Here is a 17,262-nt window from a genome sequence, read left to right as displayed (position 1 = left end):
TTCGGGACGTAGAGGCCGGAGGTTCGAATCCTCTCACCCCGACCAAATTCCTTTGTAGTGTGCGTTTCTGCGCACAATTGCCCTGCAACAGGCGGCGACCCGGCGGTTTCGATTTACACCCGATGCGCTATCGGCGATGATGTATTTTTGCGCTAAATTCAGGGAACCATGGTCGCTGTCAACTCTGCTATCAACCAACCGTCTTCGATGGCCTTACCCGGCCTGGGCCGGGCGCTGGTGGTGGCGGGCAAGTTGGGCCAGAAGGCTGCCGAAGACATTTTTCGCAAGGCCCAGAGCAGTCGCACCAGCTTTATTGCCGAGTTGACCGGCTCCGGCGCGGTGTCTGCCTTCGACCTGGCGCATACCATGTCGACCGCGTTTGCCGCGCCCCTGCTGGACCTCGAAGCCATCGACGCCCAGCGCTTGCCCAAGGGGCTGCTCGACAACAAGATATGCGCCACCTACCGTATTGTGGTGCTGAGCAAGCGCAACAACCGCCTGATGGTCGCCACCGCCGATCCGTCCGATCAGGAGGCCGCCGAAAAGATCAAGTTTTCGACCCAGATGGGCGTCGACTGGGTCATCGCCGAATACGACAAGCTGTCCAAGCTGGTGGAGTTGTCCAGCACCACGGCCGCCGAGGCCATGGAAAGCATTATTGGCGAGGATTTCGAATTTGACGAAGCCGGACTGGATGCCGGGGCGGCCGAGGACAACGACGCTGCGGTGGCAGAGGTCGAAGATGCGCCGGTCGTCAAGTTCCTGCAGAAAATGCTGCTCGACACCTTCAGCATGCGGGCCTCGGATTTGCACTTCGAACCGTTTGAGCACACCTACCGTGTCCGTTTCCGGGTCGATGGCGAACTGCGTGAAATCGCCTCGCCGCCGGTTGCCATCAAGGAAAAGCTGGCGGCCCGTATCAAGGTGATTTCCAAGCTCGATATCTCGGAAAAGCGGGTGCCACAAGATGGCAAGATGAAACTCAAGATCGGCCCTGACCGGGTTATCGATTTCCGGGTCAGCACCCTGCCCACCATGTACGGCGAGAAAATCGTGATCCGTATTCTGGATCCGAGCAGCGCCAAGCTGGGCATCGACGCCCTGGGGTACGAGCCGATTGAAAAAGAGCGCTTGCTGGCGGCCATTCAACGGCCCTATGGCATGGTGCTGGTCACCGGCCCGACCGGCTCGGGTAAAACCGTGTCGCTCTACACCTGCCTGAACATCCTGAACAAGCCCGGCGTCAATATCGCCACGGCGGAAGATCCGGCGGAAATTACCTTGCCGGGTGTCAACCAGGTCAGCATGAACGAAAAAGCCGGCATGACGTTCACCGTCGCGCTCAAGGCCTTTCTGCGCCAGGATCCCGACATCATCATGGTCGGTGAGATTCGCGATATCGAAACCGCCGACATTGCCATCAAGGCCGCGCAAACCGGCCATTTGGTGCTGTCCACGCTGCACACCAACGACGCGCCCACCACGCTGACCCGCATGCGCAACATGGGCATTGCCCCCTTCAACATTGCCTCCAGCGTGATTCTGATTACTGCCCAGCGGCTGGCACGGCGGCTGTGCCTCAATTGCAAGGCCCCGGCAGATATCCCCCGCGAGACCTTGCTCGAGGCCGGCTTCAAGGCGGAAGAGGTTGATGGGTCATGGACGCCTTATCGCGCGGTCGGTTGCTCCATGTGCACCAACGGCTACAAGGGACGTGTCGGCATTTACCAGGTCATGCCGATTTCTGAAGAGATTCAGCGAATCGTCCTGCGCGATGGCAGTGCGCTGGAGATCGCCGCTCAGGCAGAACTCGAGGGCGTTCGCAGCCTGCGTCAGTCAGGCTTGCACAAGGTCAGACTCGGCATGACGTCGCTCGAAGAGGTTTTGGGTTGCACCAACGTGTAGCCTGGCGTGCGTTAAAACAGAAAAAGGCCGGAGAAAGTTCGGACATTGGGACGCGACTGTAGCGACGGGAGGGTCTGAAGACCGCCCCCACAACGAGAAAATACTTTATGGCAACTGCAGCATCCAAGAACGTCAAGGAATTTGTTTTCGAATGGGAAGGCAAGGACCGCGGAGGCAAACAGATTCGTGGGGAGATCCGGGCCTCCGGCGAGAACCAGGTCAAGGCCTCTTTGCGTCGCCAGGGCGTGCTGCCCAGCAAAATCAAGAAGCGCAGCATGCGCGGCGGCAAGTCCATCAAGCCCCGGGACATTGCGATTTTTACGCGTCAGCTTGCCACCATGATGAAGGCCGGTGTGCCGCTGCTCCAGTCCTTTGACATTGTGGGTCGCGGCAATCCGAATGCCAGCGTGACCAAACTGCTCAACGACGTGCGCACCGACGTGGAAACCGGCACCTCCCTGAGTGCCGCCTTTCGCAAATACCCGCTGTATTTCAATGCCCTGTACTGCAACCTGGTCGAGGCCGGTGAAGCCGCCGGTATTCTGGAGTCCCTGCTGGACCGGCTGGCGACCTACATGGAAAAAACCGAAGCCATCAAGTCCAAGATCAAGTCGGCCCTGATGTACCCGATCTCGGTGGTGGTGGTGGCTTTTGTGGTGGTCGCGGTGATCATGATTTTTGTGATTCCTGCGTTTAAAAGCGTGTTCTCCTCGTTTGGCGCGGATCTGCCTGCACCCACCCTGCTGGTGATTGCGATCAGTGAATTCTTCGTGGCGTACTGGTGGCTGATTTTTGGCGGCATTGGCGGCGGGCTGTATTTCTTCATGCAGGCCTGGAAGCGCAATGAAAAAATGCAGAAGATCATGGACCGGATTCTGCTCAAGGTGCCGGTGTTTGGCCCCTTGATTGAAAAATCCTGTATTGCCCGCTGGACCCGAACGCTGTCCACGATGTTCGCCGCCGGCGTGCCGCTGGTGGAGGCTTTGGATTCGGTGGGAGGCGCCTCCGGCAACTCGCTGTACGCGGACGCGACCGTCAAGATCCAGAATGAAGTCTCGACCGGCACCAGCCTGACATCGGCCATGAGCAACGCCAATCTGTTTCCGTCCATGGTGCTGCAGATGTGCGCGATCGGTGAAGAATCGGGCTCGGTCGATCACATGCTGGGCAAGGCGGCTGATTTTTACGAGGCCGAGGTCGACGAAATGGTGGCAGGCCTGTCCAGCCTGATGGAGCCCATCATCATCGTGTTTCTGGGCACCTTGATTGGCGGCATCGTGGTGTCGATGTACCTGCCCATTTTCAAGCTGGGGCAAGTGGTCTGATGGGGTTGGATCTGGGTTCACCGCTGAATGCGGTGCTGGCAGGCATTTTTGGCCTGCTGATTGGAAGCTTTCTCAACGTCGTGATTTGCCGGCTGCCCAAAATGATGGAGCGGCAATGGGCTGCGGAATGCGCCGAGCTGTCCGGACAACTGCCCGTTGAGCCGGCGCCGGTCGAAAAATACAACCTGCTGGTGCCGCGTTCACGCTGCTCCAGTTGCGCTCATGTCATCCGCTGGTATGAAAATATCCCGATTCTGAGCTACCTGTTTTTGCGCGGCAAGTGTTCGCAGTGTGGGGCGCCTTACGGCCTGCGTTACCCCCTTGTGGAAGCAGTCACGGGTGCGGTGTTTTTCTTTTGTGTCTGGCGTTGGGGCTGGTCCGTCACGGCGCTGGCATGGTGCGGTTTTGCGGCGGCGCTGCTGGTTCTGGCCCTGATTGACTGGGATACCACCCTGTTGCCGGACGACATCACCTTGCCCCTGCTGTGGGCTGGGCTGGTCGTCGCTGCGCTGCAGCTCAATCCTGCGGTCAACCTGTCCGCCGCCTTGTGGGGGGCGGTTGCCGGCTACCTGTCGTTGTGGGGGGTGTACTGGGCCTTCAAGCTGGTCACCGGCAAGGAAGGCATGGGTTACGGTGACTTCAAGCTGTTCGCTGCCCTGGGGGCCTGGTTTGGCTGGCCCGCGCTGGTGCCCATGATTTTGATGGCTTCGGTGATTGGTGCGGTCATCGGCATCGCCCTGAAGTTCTCCAGTGGATTGCGCGAGGGCGGCTATGTGCCTTTTGGCCCTTTCCTGGCGGGCGCAGGCTTTACCGCCATGTTTTTCGGTCCGCAATCCATTTTGCGGGTCGTGGGTTTGTGATGCCATGCACCCGGCGAGCCAGCGCATCGGCCTGACCGGCGGCATTGGCAGCGGCAAAAGCACCGTGGCCCGCCTGCTGGTGACCCGCGGCGCAACGCTGGTCGATGCCGACGCCATCGCCCGGCAGGTCACCGCCCCGCAAGGCGCCGCCATCCCGACAATCGCCAGCCAGTTTGGCCGCGCAATGATCACCGCGGAAGGTGCGCTGGACCGTGACCGGATGCGCCAGCTGGTTTTCAACGACCCGGCCGCCCGGCGGCGGCTGGAGGCCATTGTTCACCCCCTGGTCAGCCAGGAAACCCGGCGCCAGGCGGGCGAGGCGATGAAGGCCGGCAGCCCCTGCGTGGTGTTTGATGTTCCGCTGCTGGTGGAGTCCGGCCGCTGGCGGCAGCAGCTGGACCAGGTGCTGGTGGTTGACTGCGCACCAGCCACCCAGATCGAGCGGGTCATGGCCCGTGAGGCGGGGCGCACTGGCTGGACGCCTGAAGTGGTCGAGAAAATCATGGCCGGGCAGGCCAGCCGGGCCGAGCGACTGGCGGCGGCCGATATCTGCATTTATAACGACGACTTGTCCTTGCCCTCTTTGGCCCTGCTGGTCCGGCAACTGGCCACTCGCTTCGGGCTATGATGCTTGAAAAATATCTGCCATGAAGCCGACGAAAATAGCACTGTGATCCTTTACGAGTATCCCTTCAACGAACGTATTCGCACCTACCTGCGGCTGGAACACCTGTTTCGCCGTCTGGGCGAACTGGTGGAGCGGGAAAGCCCGATCGACCACCACTACGCCATCACCAGCATTTTTGAAATCATGGACGTGGGGGCCAGGGCCGACCTGAAAACCGACGTGCTCAAGGACCTCGAAAAGCAGAAGCATGTGCTCAACGGCTACCGCGGCAACCCGGCCATTTCAGAGGCGGTGCTCGACGAAGTCACCGGCCAGCTCGAAGGCTGTTTTGCCGCCCTGAACAATTTGCCGGGCAAGGCCGGGCATTCACTGACCGAGAACGACTGGCTGATGAGCATTCGCAGCCGGGTCGGTATTCCCGGCGGCACCTGCGAGTTCGATTTGCCGGCCTACTACGCCTGGCAGCATCTGAAGGCGGGCGCTCGGCAGCAGGATCTCAAACGCTGGATCACACCGCTGGTGCCGCTGGCCGAATCGATACGCGTGCTGCTAACCCTGCTGCGCGACTCCGGTGCGGCGCAAAAAGTGGTGGCTCCGGGCGGGCAATACCAGCAGACGCTGCCGCAGGGGCGCACCTTTCAGCTCTTGCGTTTGCGCATTGACCCGGCTCTGGGCCTGATTCCCGAGATTAGCGGCAACCGGCTGATGGTCTCGGTGCGCCTGATGCGGCACGAAAGCGATGACCGGCTGCACGCCAGCGCCGATGATTCATCCTTTGAGTTGACCCTGTGTTCCTGAGGTGGATTTGAGCCATCATGAGTGAAGACACCGTGCCTGCCAAAACCGTGGTCTGCCCCGGTTGCGGCGGTAAAAGCATTTATGCGCCCAGCAACCCGTTTCGGCCCTTTTGCTGCGAGCGCTGCAAAAACATCGATTTTGGGGCCTGGGCCAGCGAGGGGTTTCGCCTGCCGGCGGATGCGCCGCCCGACGACGAGCCTTTTGGCGATCCGAGACTTCAGTAGTCCGGGCGGCTGGGAAAACAAGGGAGGAAGACCATGAAAACAGGTTGTTTCAAGCCGGCACTGGCTGCCATGCTCACCGGCGCACTGTTGTTTGGCGCTTTGCCTGCGCAATCGCAGCAGGCTTTCAGCGCAGCCAAAGCCAAGTCCAAGAAGAGCGGGACCAAGGTGAAGTTTCTGCCGGGTTCCGAGGAAACCGTCAACCAGCGCCGGGCGCGCCTGCAACGCGAATGCCGGGGCGCCGTGAATGCGGGCGCCTGCACCGGCTACACCCGCTAGTCGCCCCTCATGGCCGCGTCAGGCGGCTGGCGTGCCCAGCACCTGCTGCAGTTCGCCGTTCTGGTACATCTCCATCATGATGTCGGAGCCGCCGATGAATTCGCCCTTCACATACAGCTGGGGAATGGTCGGCCAGTTGCTGTATTCCTTGATGCCGTGGCGAATTTCCTCGTCTTCCAGCACATTCACGGTGGCCGGCTTGTTCACGCCGCAGGCCTTGAGCACCTGAATCGCGCGGCCCGAAAAACCGCACATCGGAAACTGGGCCGTGCCCTTCATGAACAGGACGACGTCGGCGGATTTGACGATCTGGTCTATGCGTTGCTGGGTGTCGTTGAGAGTGCTCATGGTGAAATCCTTTAGGTGGGAAACCGTCTGCTGCGGTCCGAATACGACCGGATAACGTTCCGGCTAATTTTAGTAACTGGAATCTGGCAAGCAGAATTCAGGGTTTTGATTATCCCGCCGTTTGCCCGGCCCTGCTGCCCGGCCGCCATTGCCCGCCGCTGCAGCGCTCAATACCGCCCAGGTCGCGCCGTGACTGTACGCCCTCAAAGCCGGCGTCGCGCAGCAATCCACGCACCAGCGCGGCCTGGTCGTAGCCATGCTCGAGCAGCAGCCAGCCGCCGGGTTGCAGCCGCGCCGGCGCCTGGCAAACAATCTGCCGGATGGCGTCCAGGCCGTCAGTGCCGCTGGTCAGCGCCCTTGCGGGCTCGTGGCTTAACGCGGCCAGATGCGGGTCGTGGTCGGCGATGTAGGGCGGGTTGGAGACGATGGCGTGGTAGTGGCCGCTTACATTGTCCAGCCACGAGCCCTGGCTGAACTGCACCTCCAGCCCCAGCGCCCGCGCATTGGCCTGCGCCAGCGCCAGCGCGTCGGCGCTGAAGTCGATGGCGCTGACCTGGCACGCGGGCTGCGCGTGTTTCAGGGCCAGGGCAATGGCGCCGCTGCCGGTGCCGAGGTCAAGAAGCTGCGGGTGTGGCGGCAGGCCGGGGGCTTGCAGCAGGTCCAGCGTCCATTGCACCAGCGTTTCGGTGTCCGGCCGTGGCACCAGCACGCGGGCATCCACCTGCAGACGCAGGCCAAAAAACTCCTTATGGCCGACGATGTAGGCCAGCGGCTCGCCGCCCAGGCGGCGCAGGCTCAGGGCCTGAAAACGCAGGGCGACTTCTTCGGGCAGTTCGTCGGTGTCGTGCGCCAGCAGCCAGGCCCGGCCCTTGCCGGGTTGGCCGAGTGCCTGCAGCAGCAGCAGCTGGGCGTCCAGCCGCTCCAGCCCCAGCGTCTGGGCAGCGGCCAGGGCTTGCGCGCAGGTCGGCTGGTTCATGGCTGCATTCTGCATACGCTATCAAAATAATAGCTAATACCGCACGTTGTTATTGGGCTAGAGGCATATTTGGCACCTGAAAGCCGGATTTCAGCCATTTTGCAGCCCTCAGGCGCCGTTGCTGGCGGTTTCCAGCTCGGCCAGCTGCTCGGCGCCGCGCGCCACCTGCAGCGCGGTGATGACGTCGCCCAGATCGCCCTCCATGATGGCCAGCAGCTTGTACAGCGTCAGGTTGATGCGGTGGTCGGTCAGCCGGCCCTGCGGAAAGTTGTAGGTGCGGATGCGGTCGGAGCGGTCACCGGTTCCTATCAAACCCTTGCGTTTGGCCGCATCCACTGCGGCGCGCTCGGAGCGGTCTTTTTCATGGATGCGCGCCGTCAGCACCTTGAGCGCCTGGGCCTTGTTGCCGTGCTGGCTGCGGCCCTCCTGGCATTCGGCGACGATGCCGGTCGGCAGGTGGGTGATGCGCACGGCCGAGTCGGTCTTGTTGATGTGCTGGCCGCCGGCGCCGCTGGCGCGGTAGGTGTCTATGCGCAGGTCGGCCGGGTTGATCTGGATCGCCACCGCCTCGTCGGGCTCGGGCAGCACCGCCACGGTGCAGGCGCTGGTGTGGATGCGGCCCTGGGTTTCCGTGGCGGGCACGCGCTGTACCCGGTGGCCGCCCGACTCGAAGCGCAGCTTGCCGTAAACCCCCACGCCCGTCGCGTCGGTCGGGCCGTCAATGCGCAGCACCACTTCCTTGTAGCCGCCCAGCTCGCTGGCCGACTCGCTGATGATTTCCACCTGCCAGCAGTTGCGTTCGGCGTAGCGGGTGTAAAGGCGAAACAGGTCACCCGCAAACAGCGCCGACTCATCGCCACCGGTGCCGGCGCGGATCTCGACAAAGGCCGCGCGCATGTCGTCCGGGTCTTTCGGAATCAGCATCAGCTGCAGCGCTTCATCCAGCTGCGCGATGTCGGTCCTGGCGGCCTTGATTTCCTCTTCGGCCATGGCGGCCATTTCCGGGTCAGCTTTGGGGTCTTGCCGGGCTTCCTCCAGCATGGATGCAGCGCTCGCCAGATCGGCCTCGCGGCGCGTCAGCCGGGTGTATTGCTCGGCCACCACGCTGACCTCGGCATGTTCCCGGGTCAGGCCGCGAAAGCGCGCCAGGTCGCTCACCACGTCGCTGGCCGACAGCAGCGAATCGAGCTCATGCAGCCGTAACAGCTGGCGATCCAGGGTTTGGCGGAGAAAAGGTTTCATGGAACGGGTGGAAAAAATGGGGGGGCCGGGTGACAAGCGTCAACGACAGGAAATGAGGCCCTTGAAGGCCCGCAGCGGCGCGCAGGGCGGCGCTAACGCTCCCCAGGCTCTCTGGGCTCTTGCGCTGGCAACTGCCCGCGCAGAAACAGCCGGGACACCGTGTGCGCCGTGGCCTCGCGATTGCTCGCGTCGCCGGCGTGCAGCTCGGCCAGCGCGCCATGCAGCATTTTTTGCGTCAGGCCGCGCGTCAGCGCTTCCAGCACCGCGTCAATCGGCTCGCCCCGGGCCAGCAGCTTCTTGGCCCGCGCAATCTCGGCGGCGCGCCATTCGTCGGTTTGCGCATTGAGCTGCTGAATCAGCGGCACGGTGCGCCGCTGGCCCAGCCAGTGCATGAAATTCTGCACACCGGCGTCAATGATGACCTCGGCCTGCGCCACCGCGGCCTGGCGATTGTCCTTGCCGGTTTGCACCACCTGGGCCAGGTCGTCCACGGTGTAGAGGTAGATATCGGGCAGCGCCTTGACTTCGGGCTCGATGTCGCGCGGCACGGCCAGGTCGATCATGAACATCGGCCGGTGTTTGCGCCGCTTGATGGCCCGTTCCACCGCGCCCAGCCCGATGATGGGCAGGGTGCTGGCGGTGCAGCTGATGACCGCGTCAAATTCATGCAGCCGCGCTGGCAGGTCGGCCAGCCGCATCACCTCGGCGCCAAAGCGGCCGGCCAGCTTTTCGCCGCGTTCCAGCGTCCGGTTGGCAATCGCCATGGCCTTCGGGTTTTTGGCGGCAAAGTGGGTGGCGGCCAGGTCAATCATCTCGCCCGCACCCACGAACAACACCTTGATGTCGCTCAAATCCTCAAACAGCTGGCCGGCCAGCCGCACGCTGGCGGCCGCCATGCTGATGCTGTGCGCGCCGATCTCGGTGCTGCTGCGCACCTCCTTGGCCACCGCGAACGAGCGCTGAAACAGCTGGTGCAAGGTGCTGCCCATGGCGCCGGCCTCTTCGGCGGCACGCACCGCGTCTTTCATCTGGCCCAGAATCTGCGGCTCGCCCAGCACCATGGAGTCGAGCCCGCTGGCGACGCGAAAGGCGTGGCGGGCGGCCTGGTCGTCGCGCAGGGTGTAGGCGTGGGAGCGCAGCAGGGCCGGCGACACGCCGCCGTTCTGCGCCAGCCAGTCCAGCGTGTGTTCCAGGTCGCTGTGCTCGCCGGCGCAGTAAATTTCGGTGCGGTTGCAGGTCGACAGCAGCGTCGCCTCGGACTGGCGCGCCAGCGAACTGCGCAGGCCGCGCAAGGTGGGCTCAACCTGGTCCAGCGCATAGGCAAACCGCCCGCGCAAATCCAGCGGTGCGGTGGTATGGTTTAGCCCCAGGGCCCAGACTGACATGGGGGCATTATAAAATTGAAGCGACCCAGGGGGCGCTGACCCGGCTCAATTACCTTTACAGGCATTTTTTGAGGCCGCTTTCCCCACAAGGCCTTGTTCGAATTTCAAAGGCCCACCATGACCGCCTACCTGCTGTTTAATCACCTGCTCAATTTCATGGCCCCGGCCGCCTTGCTGGCGCTGCTGCTGGTGCTGCTGTCGCGCCTGTTTTTCGGTTTTTTCAGGTCAAAAAGGCCGCTAGCCCAGACCTGGTGGGCCCAGGTAGCTATTATTTTCATGGCAAACATGGGGCTGCTGGTGACCGGCCTGCTGGTCTTTGGCCATGACGGCAAGATGCTGAGCTATGCCGCCCTGGTCGCCGGGGCCGCGCTTTGCCAGTGGACGCTGCTGGGCGGCTGGAAAGCCTGACGACCGCTGCTTACAAGTCCGGCCTGAAAGCGTCCACCCGGTCGGTGATGATGCCGTCGGTGCCCAGCGCGATCAGCCTCTGGGCGCTGGCTTCGTCGTTGACGGTGTAGCTCAGGGTCTTGAAACCGGCTTTTTTGGCCTGCGCCACGGTATCGGCATTCCAGAGCCGGTAGTTGCAGACCAGGGCGACGCAGCCGAGCGCCTGGGCGGTTTCCAGCCAGTGCTCGCCGAGCGCGTCCAGCAGCAGGCCGCGCGGCAAATCGGGCTGGGCGGCGCGGGCCGCTTGCAGCGCCAGTGGGTCAAACGAGGTCAGCAGGGGCGGCACCGCCGCGTTCTGCCAGAGCCGGGCCGCCTCATTGGCCACCACGGTGCCGGTGTGGCTTTCCAGGCCGGGCGTGGGCTTGATCTCGATGTTGAGGAAGTAGGCGTGGTCCAGGCAATAGCGCGCAATGCGCTCAAACGCGGCCAGCGGTTCGCCGGCAAATGCCGGCGAGTGCCAGCTGCCGGCGTCCAGCCTGGCCAGCACGTCCCAGGGCAGCGCGCCGGCCACGCCCTGGCCGGAGGAGGTGCGCTCCAGCGTGGCGTCATGCAGCAAAAACGGCCGGTCATCGGCGCTCAGTTTGACGTCGCACTCGAACATGCGGTAGCCGTGGCGGGCGCCCAACTCGAACGCCGCCAGCGTGTTTTCGGGCGCCAGCTTGCCGGCGCCGCGGTGGGCCACCCAGCGCGGGTAGGGCCAGTGGTCAGCGTTCACGGGTTCGGGCATCTCGTTGACCTAGATTCGTTTTCCGGTGTCGGCGTCAAACCAGTGCAGCCGGTCGGCGCGCGGCGTCACATGAAGGGTGGCGCCTATGTCGGGCGCCGAAGTCAGGCTCTCGTCGGTGCGCACAATCAGGAACTCGTCGCCCAGGCGGCAGTACACCAGGCGCTCGGCCCCCAGCATTTCGATGGTGTCCACCTGCACCGCCCAGCTTGCGCTGGCCGGATCGCCAATCTGCAGATGCTCGGGGCGAATGCCCAGGATGCTGCCGGGCTTGCCGCCAAAGTCGGCATTGGGCGCATTCTTCAGCAGATTCATAGGCGGCGAGCCCATGAAGCTGGCGACAAACGTGGTGGCGGGGCGGTTGTAGACCTCTTCGGGCGTGCCGAACTGCTCCATGCGCCCGGCGTTCATCACCATCATGCGCTGGGCCAGCGTCATGGCCTCCACCTGGTCGTGGGTGACAAAGAGCGAGGTAATGCCGAGTTCGCGGTGCAGTTTCTGGATTTCAAGCCGCGTCTGCACGCGCAGCTTGGCGTCGAGGTTGGACAGCGGCTCGTCAAACAGGAACACCTGCGGCTGGCGCACGATGGCGCGGCCCATGGCCACGCGCTGGCGCTGCCCGCCCGACAGCGCCCGGGGCTTGCGGTCCAGCAGATGGCCCAGCTCCAGAATTTTGGCGGCCTTGTCGACGCGGGTCTTGATCTCGTCCTTGGCGACCCTGGCAATTTTCAGGCCGTAGGCCATGTTGTCGAACACGCTCATGTGCGGATACAGCGCATAGTTCTGAAACACCATGGCGATGTCGCGCTCGGCCGGCTCCAGGTCGTTGACGACCTTGCCGCCAATCGATATTTGTCCGTCGCTGACTTCCTCCAGGCCGGCCACCATGCGCAGCAGGGTGGACTTGCCGCAGCCCGAGGGCCCGACGATGACGATGAATTCATGGTCGGAGATGTCGGCATTGACGCCGTGCAACACCTGCACGGCGCTTTTGCCACTGCCGTAGCGCTTGATGACCTTGTTGAAAGAGATCGATGCCATTCTTGTTCTACCTGTCTGGATTCTTGTGTTTTTGTCGGTGGTTTGGGCTCACTTTTCGGTATCGACCAGGCCCTTGACGAACCATTTCTGCATCAGCACCACGACGAAAGCGGGCGGCAACATGGCCAGGATGGCGGTGGCCATGACCACGTTCCATTCGTTCTGCGAGTCGCCGCCGGCAATCATGCGTTTGATGCCGATGACCACCGGGTACATGTCTTCCGTGGTGGTGGCCAGCAGCGGCCAGAGGTACTGGTTCCAGCCATAGATGAACTGGATCACGAACAGCGCCGCCACCGAGGTTTTGGACAGCGGCAGCAAAATGTCCTTGAAAAAGCGCATCGGGCCGGCGCCGTCCATGCGCGCCGCCTCCACCAGTTCGTCGGGCACGGTCAGAAAAAACTGGCGGAACAAAAAGGTGGCGGTGGCCGACGCGATCAGCGGAATCGTCAGGCCGGCGTAGCTGTTGAGCATGCCCAGATCGGAGACCACCTGGTAGGTCGGCCCGATCCGCACTTCGACCGGCAGCATCAGGGTGACAAAAATCGCCCAGAAAAAGAAGTTCTTGAACGGAAAGCGGAAATAGACGATGGCAAACGCCGACAGCAGGGAAATCGCGATCTTGCCAAAGGTGATGACCAGCGCCGTCACCAGGCTGACCCACATCATGCGGGCCACCGGTGCGGTGGAGCCGCCGCTGGTACTGTCGCCGCCGCCCAGCAATGCTTTGGTGTATGTTTCCCAGAAGTGGCTGCCCGGCAACAAGGGCATCGGCGCCTGCACGATTTCCTGTGCCGTGTGGGTTGACGCGACGAAGGCCAGGTACAGCGGAAAGGCGACGATCAGCACGCCGAGGATCATCACGGCGTGGGCGAGAAACTTCAGAAACGGACTGCGCTCGACCATCAGTAGTTGACCTTTTTTTCGACGTAGCGGAATTGCAGCACCGTCAACACGATCACGATGATCATCAACACCACCGACTGCGCGGCCGAGCCGCCGAGGTCCATGGCCTTGAAGCCGTCGTAATACACCTTGTAAACCAGGATCGAGGTGTCCTGTCCCGGGCCGCCGTGGGTGGTGGCATCGACGATGGCAAAGGTGTCAAAGAAGGCGTACACCATGTTGATGATCAGCAGGAAGAAGGTGGTCGGCGAAAGCAGCGGAAACTGGATGCTCCAGAAGCGCCGCCACGGTCGGGCACCGTCGATGGCCGCAGCCTCGATCAGCGATTTGGGGATCGACTGCAGGCCGGCCAGAAAAAACAGGAAGTTGTAGGAAAGCTGCTTCCACACCGCCGCCATCACGATCAAGGTCATGGCGTGGCCAGAATCCAGCAGATGGTTCCAGTTGATGCCGATCTGGCCCAGCGCGTAGGCCACCACTCCCAGCGACGGCGAGAACATGAAAATCCACAGCACACCGGCCACCGCCGGGGCCACCGCGTAAGGCACGATCAGCAAGGTCTTGTAAAACAGCGCGCCCTTGATGATGCGGTCGGCAAAGATGGCCAGCGTCAGCGACAGGCCAATGCCCAGCACCGCGACCAGGGCAGAAAACAGCGCCGTGGTCTTGAACGAGTCGAGGTAACCCGGGTCGTTAAACAGCGTCTTGAAGTTGTCCAGCCCCACCCACTCGGTGGAGGTGCCGAACGCGTCCTGCACCTGGAATGACTGCAGCAGCGCCTGCGCCGCCGGCCAGAAGAAAAACACGCTGATGACCAGCACCTGGGGCGCAATCAGCAGCCAGGGCAACCAGCTCGAGCGAAACAGAACACGTTTTTCCATAGAGCCTAAAAAAAGAAACCCGCGGGATTTGTGGGTGTCATCCTCCCCGCTTGGCGGGGAGGGCAGGGAGGGCTGCAGGCACCAGGCGCAAGCAAAAAAGGCATCAGCCCTTGTTGGCTTTCTGAAAGCGTTCGAGCTGCTCGTCGCCGCGCTTGACGATGGCGTCCAGCGCTTCCTTGGCCGACTTCTTGCCGCTCCAGACCTGCTCCAGCTCTTCGTCCTCGATGGCGCGCACCTGCACGTAGTTGCCCAGGCGGATGCCGCGGCTCTTGTCGGTGACCTTGCGGATCATCTGCGTCACGGCGACATCGGTGCCCGGTTTTTCCTTGTAAAAGCCCGATTTTTCGGTCAGCTGGTAGGCCGCCGTGGTGACCGGCAGGTAGCCGGTGCGCTTGTGGCTGGCCGACTGCACCTCGGGGCTGGAGATGTAGTTGAAGAAGGCAGCCACACCCTTGTATTCGGCCGGCTGCTTGCCGGCCATGACCCACAGGCTGGCGCCGCCAATCACGGTGTTTTGCGGTGCGCCGGCCACGTCGGGGTAGTAGGGCAGGGCCGACAGGCCGTAGCCAAACTTGGCGTTCTTGGCGACGTTGCCATAAAAGCCGGAGGAGGTGGTGGTCATCGCGCACTCGCCCGAGATGAAGCTGGCTTCCGGCACATTGCCGCGGCCCTTGTAGACGAACAGCCCCTGCTTGGCCATGTTGGCCAGGTTCTCGATGTGGCGCACATGCAGCGGTGAATTGATCTTCATGCGTGCGTCCAGGCCGCCCAGCCCGTTGGACTTGCTGGCGAACTCGACGTTGTGCCAGGAAGAAAAGCTCTCCAGCTGGGTCCAGCCCTGCCAGGCCGTGGTGAAGGGGCACTTGTGGCCGGAAGCCTTGAGCTTGGCGGCTGCCAGCGCCACTTCGGGCCAGGTCGCCGGCGCCTTTTCGGGGTCCAGGCCGGCGGCCTTGAAGGCATCCTTGTTGTAATAGAAGACGGTGGTCGAACTGTTGAACGGAAAGCTCAGCATCTGGCCATTGGGCGCGGTGTAGTAGCCGGCCACGGCCGACACATAGGCGGTGGGGTCGAACTTGTAGCCGGAATCCTTCATGATCTTGGCGACCGGCACGATGGCGCCCTTGCTGGCCATCATGGTGGCGGTGCCCACTTCAAACACCTGCAGAATGTGCGGGCCGCTTCCAGCCCGGAAGGCCGCAACGGCAGCGGTCATGGATTCGTCGTAAGTGCCCTTGAAGGTGGGGACAATCCTGTAGTCTTTCTGGCTGGCATTGAAGTCCTTGGCCAGGTCGTTGACCCATTCGCCGTTGACGGCGGTCATCGAGTGCCACCACTGCACTTCGGTCTGGGCCTGACTGGCCAGAGGTGCCAGCAGGGCGCAGGCCAGAATGCCAAGCGCAGGGATACGGTTTTTCATTAAAACTCCTGAACGGAGCGCAGGATTGCGCGGGATTGAAACAGCACAGTCTGGAAACTGTTTGTGACAGTCTGTTGTAGTCGAATTGAGGCCGCCCTCACAACCGGGGTTTCCATTAGCTGCGGCAGCGAGGCCCCGGCCCCATGCAGCGCGGCGATAATGGGCGATAACAGCGCTGGGCGCGGGCCGGGACTCATCCCCAATCCCGCATGTCGCTGAATTTTTACGATGAACGCCCCTACTACCCTTCAAGAACTCCATGCTTTTGCCGACGACGCAACATCGGGCGAAGCGCGCATCCGCGAGATTCCCTACAACTACACCTCGTTTTCTGACCGCGAGGTGGTGATCCGGCTGCTGGGCACGCGGGCCTGGGACCTGCTGAACCGGCTGCGCGACGAACGGCGCACCGGCCGTTCTGCCCGCATGTTGTATGAGGTGCTGGGCGACGTCTGGGTGGTGCAGCGCAATCCTTATTTGCAGGATGACCTGCTGGACAACCCCAAGCGGCGCAAGCTGCTGGTCGAGGCCTTGCAGCACCGCCTGGGCGAGGTTGAAAAACGCCGCACGCCTGAGGCCGATAGCCAGCGCGATGCGATTGTGGGCGAACTGCTGGACGCGGCCCGTGGGGCCGTGAGCCGCTTCTCGGCGTCTTTCGAGGAAATGGCCGGCCTGCGCCGCCAGACCGAGCGCAAGCTGCGCAAGCTGACCCTGAAAGACAACATCAAGTTTGACGGCCTGTCGCGCGTCTCGCATGTGACCGACGCGACCGACTGGCGGGTCGAATACCCGTTTGTGGTGCTGACGCCGGATACCGAAGTCGAGATGGCGGGCCTGGTCAAGGGCTGTATTGAACTGGGCCTGACGATTGTTCCGCGCGGCGGCGGCACCGGCTACACCGGCGGCGCGATTCCGCTGAGCTGGAAATCGGCCGTCATCAACACCGAAAAGCTCGAAGCCATGACCGAGGTCGAAATGGTGTCGCTGCCAGGCCTGGCCCAGCCCGTGGCCACGGTCTGGACCGAGGCCGGCGTGGTGACGCAGCGCGTGGCCGATGCCGCGGAGCGCGGCGGCTTTGTGTTTGCGGTCGATCCGACCTCGGCCGAGGCCTCCTGCATAGGCGGCAACATCGCCATGAACGCCGGCGGCAAAAAGGCCGTGCTGTGGGGTACCGCGCTCGACAACCTGGCCTCGTGGCGCATGGTGACGCCCGATTCGCAGTGGCTGGAAGTCACGCGGCTGAACCACAACCTGGGCAAGATCCACGACGCTGAAGTGGCCAGTTTCGAGCTGAAGTACTTCAAGGCCGACGGCAAGACGCTGCTGCGCACCGAGCGGCTGGACATCCCGGGCAAGACCTTCCGCAAGGAGGGCCTGGGCAAGGACGTGACCGACAAGTTCCTCGCCGGCCTGCCGGGCATCCAGAAAGAGGGCTGCGACGGCCTGATCACCAGCGCGCGCTGGGTCGTGCACAAGATGCCGGCGCACACGCGCACGGTGTGCCTGGAGTTCTTCGGCAACGCGAAGGACGCGGTGCCCAGCATCGTCGACATCAAGGACTACATGTTCGCGCAGGCGCGCGACGGCGGCGCGGTGCAGGCGGGGCAGGAGCACCTCGATGATCCGTATCTGAAGCCGGTGGGTTCCGCCACCAAGAGCAAACGCGGCGGCCTGCCGAAGATGGTGCTGGTGGGCGACATCGCCGGCGACGACCCCGACGTGGTGGCGCGCGCCACCAGCGAGGTGGTGCGCCTGGCCAACGGCCGCCATGGCGAGGGCTTCGTCGCGGTGAGCGCCGAGGCGCGCAAGAAATTCTGGCTCGATCGCAAGCGCACCGCGGCGATCAGCAAGCACACCAACGCCTTCAAGATCAACGAGG

The 17,262-nt window shown here is 62.9% G+C and carries 18 protein-coding genes; 9 read left to right on the top strand and 9 right to left on the bottom strand.

Annotated elements, in window-relative coordinates; all coding sequences use genetic code 11:
• Window positions 1–168 precede the first annotated feature (168 nt).
• The 7 genes from pilB to RMO23_RS02360 all read left to right on the top strand — a co-directional run bounded on the left by pilB (window position 169) and on the right by RMO23_RS02360 (window position 6,016).
• Window positions 169–1,905, top strand: a complete 1,737-nt coding sequence (gene pilB, locus RMO23_RS02390; protein WP_309678499.1) for a type IV-A pilus assembly ATPase PilB — start codon at window positions 169–171, stop codon at window positions 1,903–1,905.
• A gap of 107 nt (window positions 1,906–2,012) precedes the next feature.
• On the top strand, window positions 2,013–3,230 hold the full coding sequence (locus RMO23_RS02385; RefSeq protein WP_309678498.1) for a type II secretion system F family protein: 1,218 nt from the start codon (window positions 2,013–2,015) through the stop codon (window positions 3,228–3,230).
• Window positions 3,230–4,090: an A24 family peptidase gene (locus RMO23_RS02380; protein WP_309678497.1), complete on the top strand. Its 861-nt coding sequence runs from the start codon at window positions 3,230–3,232 to the stop codon at window positions 4,088–4,090. Before RMO23_RS02385 ends, RMO23_RS02380 begins: the two co-directional genes overlap by 1 nt.
• Before the next feature lie 4 nt (window positions 4,091–4,094).
• Window positions 4,095–4,718, top strand: coding sequence for a dephospho-CoA kinase (coaE, locus tag RMO23_RS02375; RefSeq protein ID WP_309678496.1), 624 nt, complete (start codon window positions 4,095–4,097; stop codon window positions 4,716–4,718).
• A 42-nt stretch (window positions 4,719–4,760) separates the two neighbouring features.
• Complete coding sequence (gene zapD / locus RMO23_RS02370) at window positions 4,761–5,516, top strand: cell division protein ZapD (RefSeq protein ID WP_309678495.1); 756 nt, start codon at window positions 4,761–4,763, stop codon at window positions 5,514–5,516.
• Between the two features lie 17 nt (window positions 5,517–5,533).
• A complete protein-coding gene (locus tag RMO23_RS02365) occupies window positions 5,534–5,740 on the top strand; it encodes a DNA gyrase inhibitor YacG (RefSeq protein WP_309678494.1) in 207 nt (68 codons plus the stop codon).
• Window positions 5,741–5,773: 33 nt separating this feature from the next.
• Window positions 5,774–6,016, top strand: a complete 243-nt coding sequence (locus RMO23_RS02360) for a hypothetical protein (protein WP_309678493.1) — start codon at window positions 5,774–5,776, stop codon at window positions 6,014–6,016.
• An 18-nt stretch (window positions 6,017–6,034) separates the two neighbouring features.
• Here RMO23_RS02360 and grxD read toward each other — a convergent pair whose 3' ends face one another.
• The 4 genes from grxD to hemA all read right to left on the bottom strand — a co-directional run bounded on the left by grxD (window position 6,035) and on the right by hemA (window position 9,967).
• The gene (gene grxD / locus RMO23_RS02355) at window positions 6,035–6,364 is read right to left on the bottom strand and encodes a Grx4 family monothiol glutaredoxin (protein WP_309678492.1); all 330 of its coding nucleotides are present in this window, start codon (window positions 6,362–6,364) and stop codon (window positions 6,035–6,037) included.
• 109 nt (window positions 6,365–6,473) lie between these two features.
• Window positions 6,474–7,340, bottom strand: coding sequence for a peptide chain release factor N(5)-glutamine methyltransferase (gene prmC / locus RMO23_RS02350; RefSeq protein ID WP_309678491.1), 867 nt, complete (start codon window positions 7,338–7,340; stop codon window positions 6,474–6,476).
• Between the two features lie 108 nt (window positions 7,341–7,448).
• Window positions 7,449–8,582 (bottom strand): peptide chain release factor 1, encoded by a 1,134-nt coding sequence (prfA, locus tag RMO23_RS02345; protein ID WP_309678490.1) that lies wholly within the window; start codon window positions 8,580–8,582, stop codon window positions 7,449–7,451.
• A gap of 92 nt (window positions 8,583–8,674) precedes the next feature.
• The gene (gene hemA, locus RMO23_RS02340; protein WP_309678489.1) at window positions 8,675–9,967 is read right to left on the bottom strand and encodes a glutamyl-tRNA reductase; all 1,293 of its coding nucleotides are present in this window, start codon (window positions 9,965–9,967) and stop codon (window positions 8,675–8,677) included.
• Between the two features lie 117 nt (window positions 9,968–10,084).
• On the opposite strand from hemA, the gene RMO23_RS02335 reads away from it, so the two are divergent.
• The gene (locus RMO23_RS02335; protein WP_309678488.1) at window positions 10,085–10,375 is read left to right on the top strand and encodes a hypothetical protein; all 291 of its coding nucleotides are present in this window, start codon (window positions 10,085–10,087) and stop codon (window positions 10,373–10,375) included.
• Window positions 10,376–10,385: 10 nt separating this feature from the next.
• Here RMO23_RS02335 and ugpQ read toward each other — a convergent pair whose 3' ends face one another.
• From ugpQ to ugpB, 5 genes are all read right to left on the bottom strand, one after another.
• Window positions 10,386–11,141 carry a glycerophosphodiester phosphodiesterase gene (gene ugpQ, locus RMO23_RS02330; protein ID WP_309678487.1) on the bottom strand — a complete coding sequence of 252 codons (756 nt, stop codon included), beginning with the start codon at window positions 11,139–11,141 and terminating at the stop codon, window positions 10,386–10,388.
• A 9-nt stretch (window positions 11,142–11,150) separates the two neighbouring features.
• Window positions 11,151–12,179: a sn-glycerol-3-phosphate import ATP-binding protein UgpC gene (locus tag RMO23_RS02325; protein WP_309678486.1), complete on the bottom strand. Its 1,029-nt coding sequence runs from the start codon at window positions 12,177–12,179 to the stop codon at window positions 11,151–11,153.
• Window positions 12,180–12,227: 48 nt separating this feature from the next.
• Window positions 12,228–13,085: a sn-glycerol-3-phosphate ABC transporter permease UgpE gene (gene ugpE / locus RMO23_RS02320; protein ID WP_309678485.1), complete on the bottom strand. Its 858-nt coding sequence runs from the start codon at window positions 13,083–13,085 to the stop codon at window positions 12,228–12,230.
• Window positions 13,085–13,966 carry a sn-glycerol-3-phosphate ABC transporter permease UgpA gene (gene ugpA / locus RMO23_RS02315; protein WP_309678484.1) on the bottom strand — a complete coding sequence of 294 codons (882 nt, stop codon included), beginning with the start codon at window positions 13,964–13,966 and terminating at the stop codon, window positions 13,085–13,087. The genes ugpE and ugpA overlap by 1 nt, the downstream gene beginning before the upstream one ends.
• Before the next feature lie 103 nt (window positions 13,967–14,069).
• Window positions 14,070–15,383, bottom strand: coding sequence for a sn-glycerol-3-phosphate ABC transporter substrate-binding protein UgpB (gene ugpB / locus RMO23_RS02310; protein WP_309678483.1), 1,314 nt, complete (start codon window positions 15,381–15,383; stop codon window positions 14,070–14,072).
• A 228-nt stretch (window positions 15,384–15,611) separates the two neighbouring features.
• On the opposite strand from ugpB, the gene RMO23_RS02305 reads away from it, so the two are divergent.
• Window positions 15,612–17,262, top strand: a 1,651-nt coding sequence (locus RMO23_RS02305; protein WP_309678482.1) for a DUF3683 domain-containing protein, incomplete at its 3' end; no start/stop codon positions are given.

It is taken from the genome of Polaromonas sp. (assembly GCF_031411155.1).
Taxonomy (GTDB): domain Bacteria; phylum Pseudomonadota; class Gammaproteobacteria; order Burkholderiales; family Burkholderiaceae_C; genus Polaromonas.
Note: the sequence above shows the minus strand (reverse complement) of the source record. Positions and strands in the feature narration are given on the sequence as shown.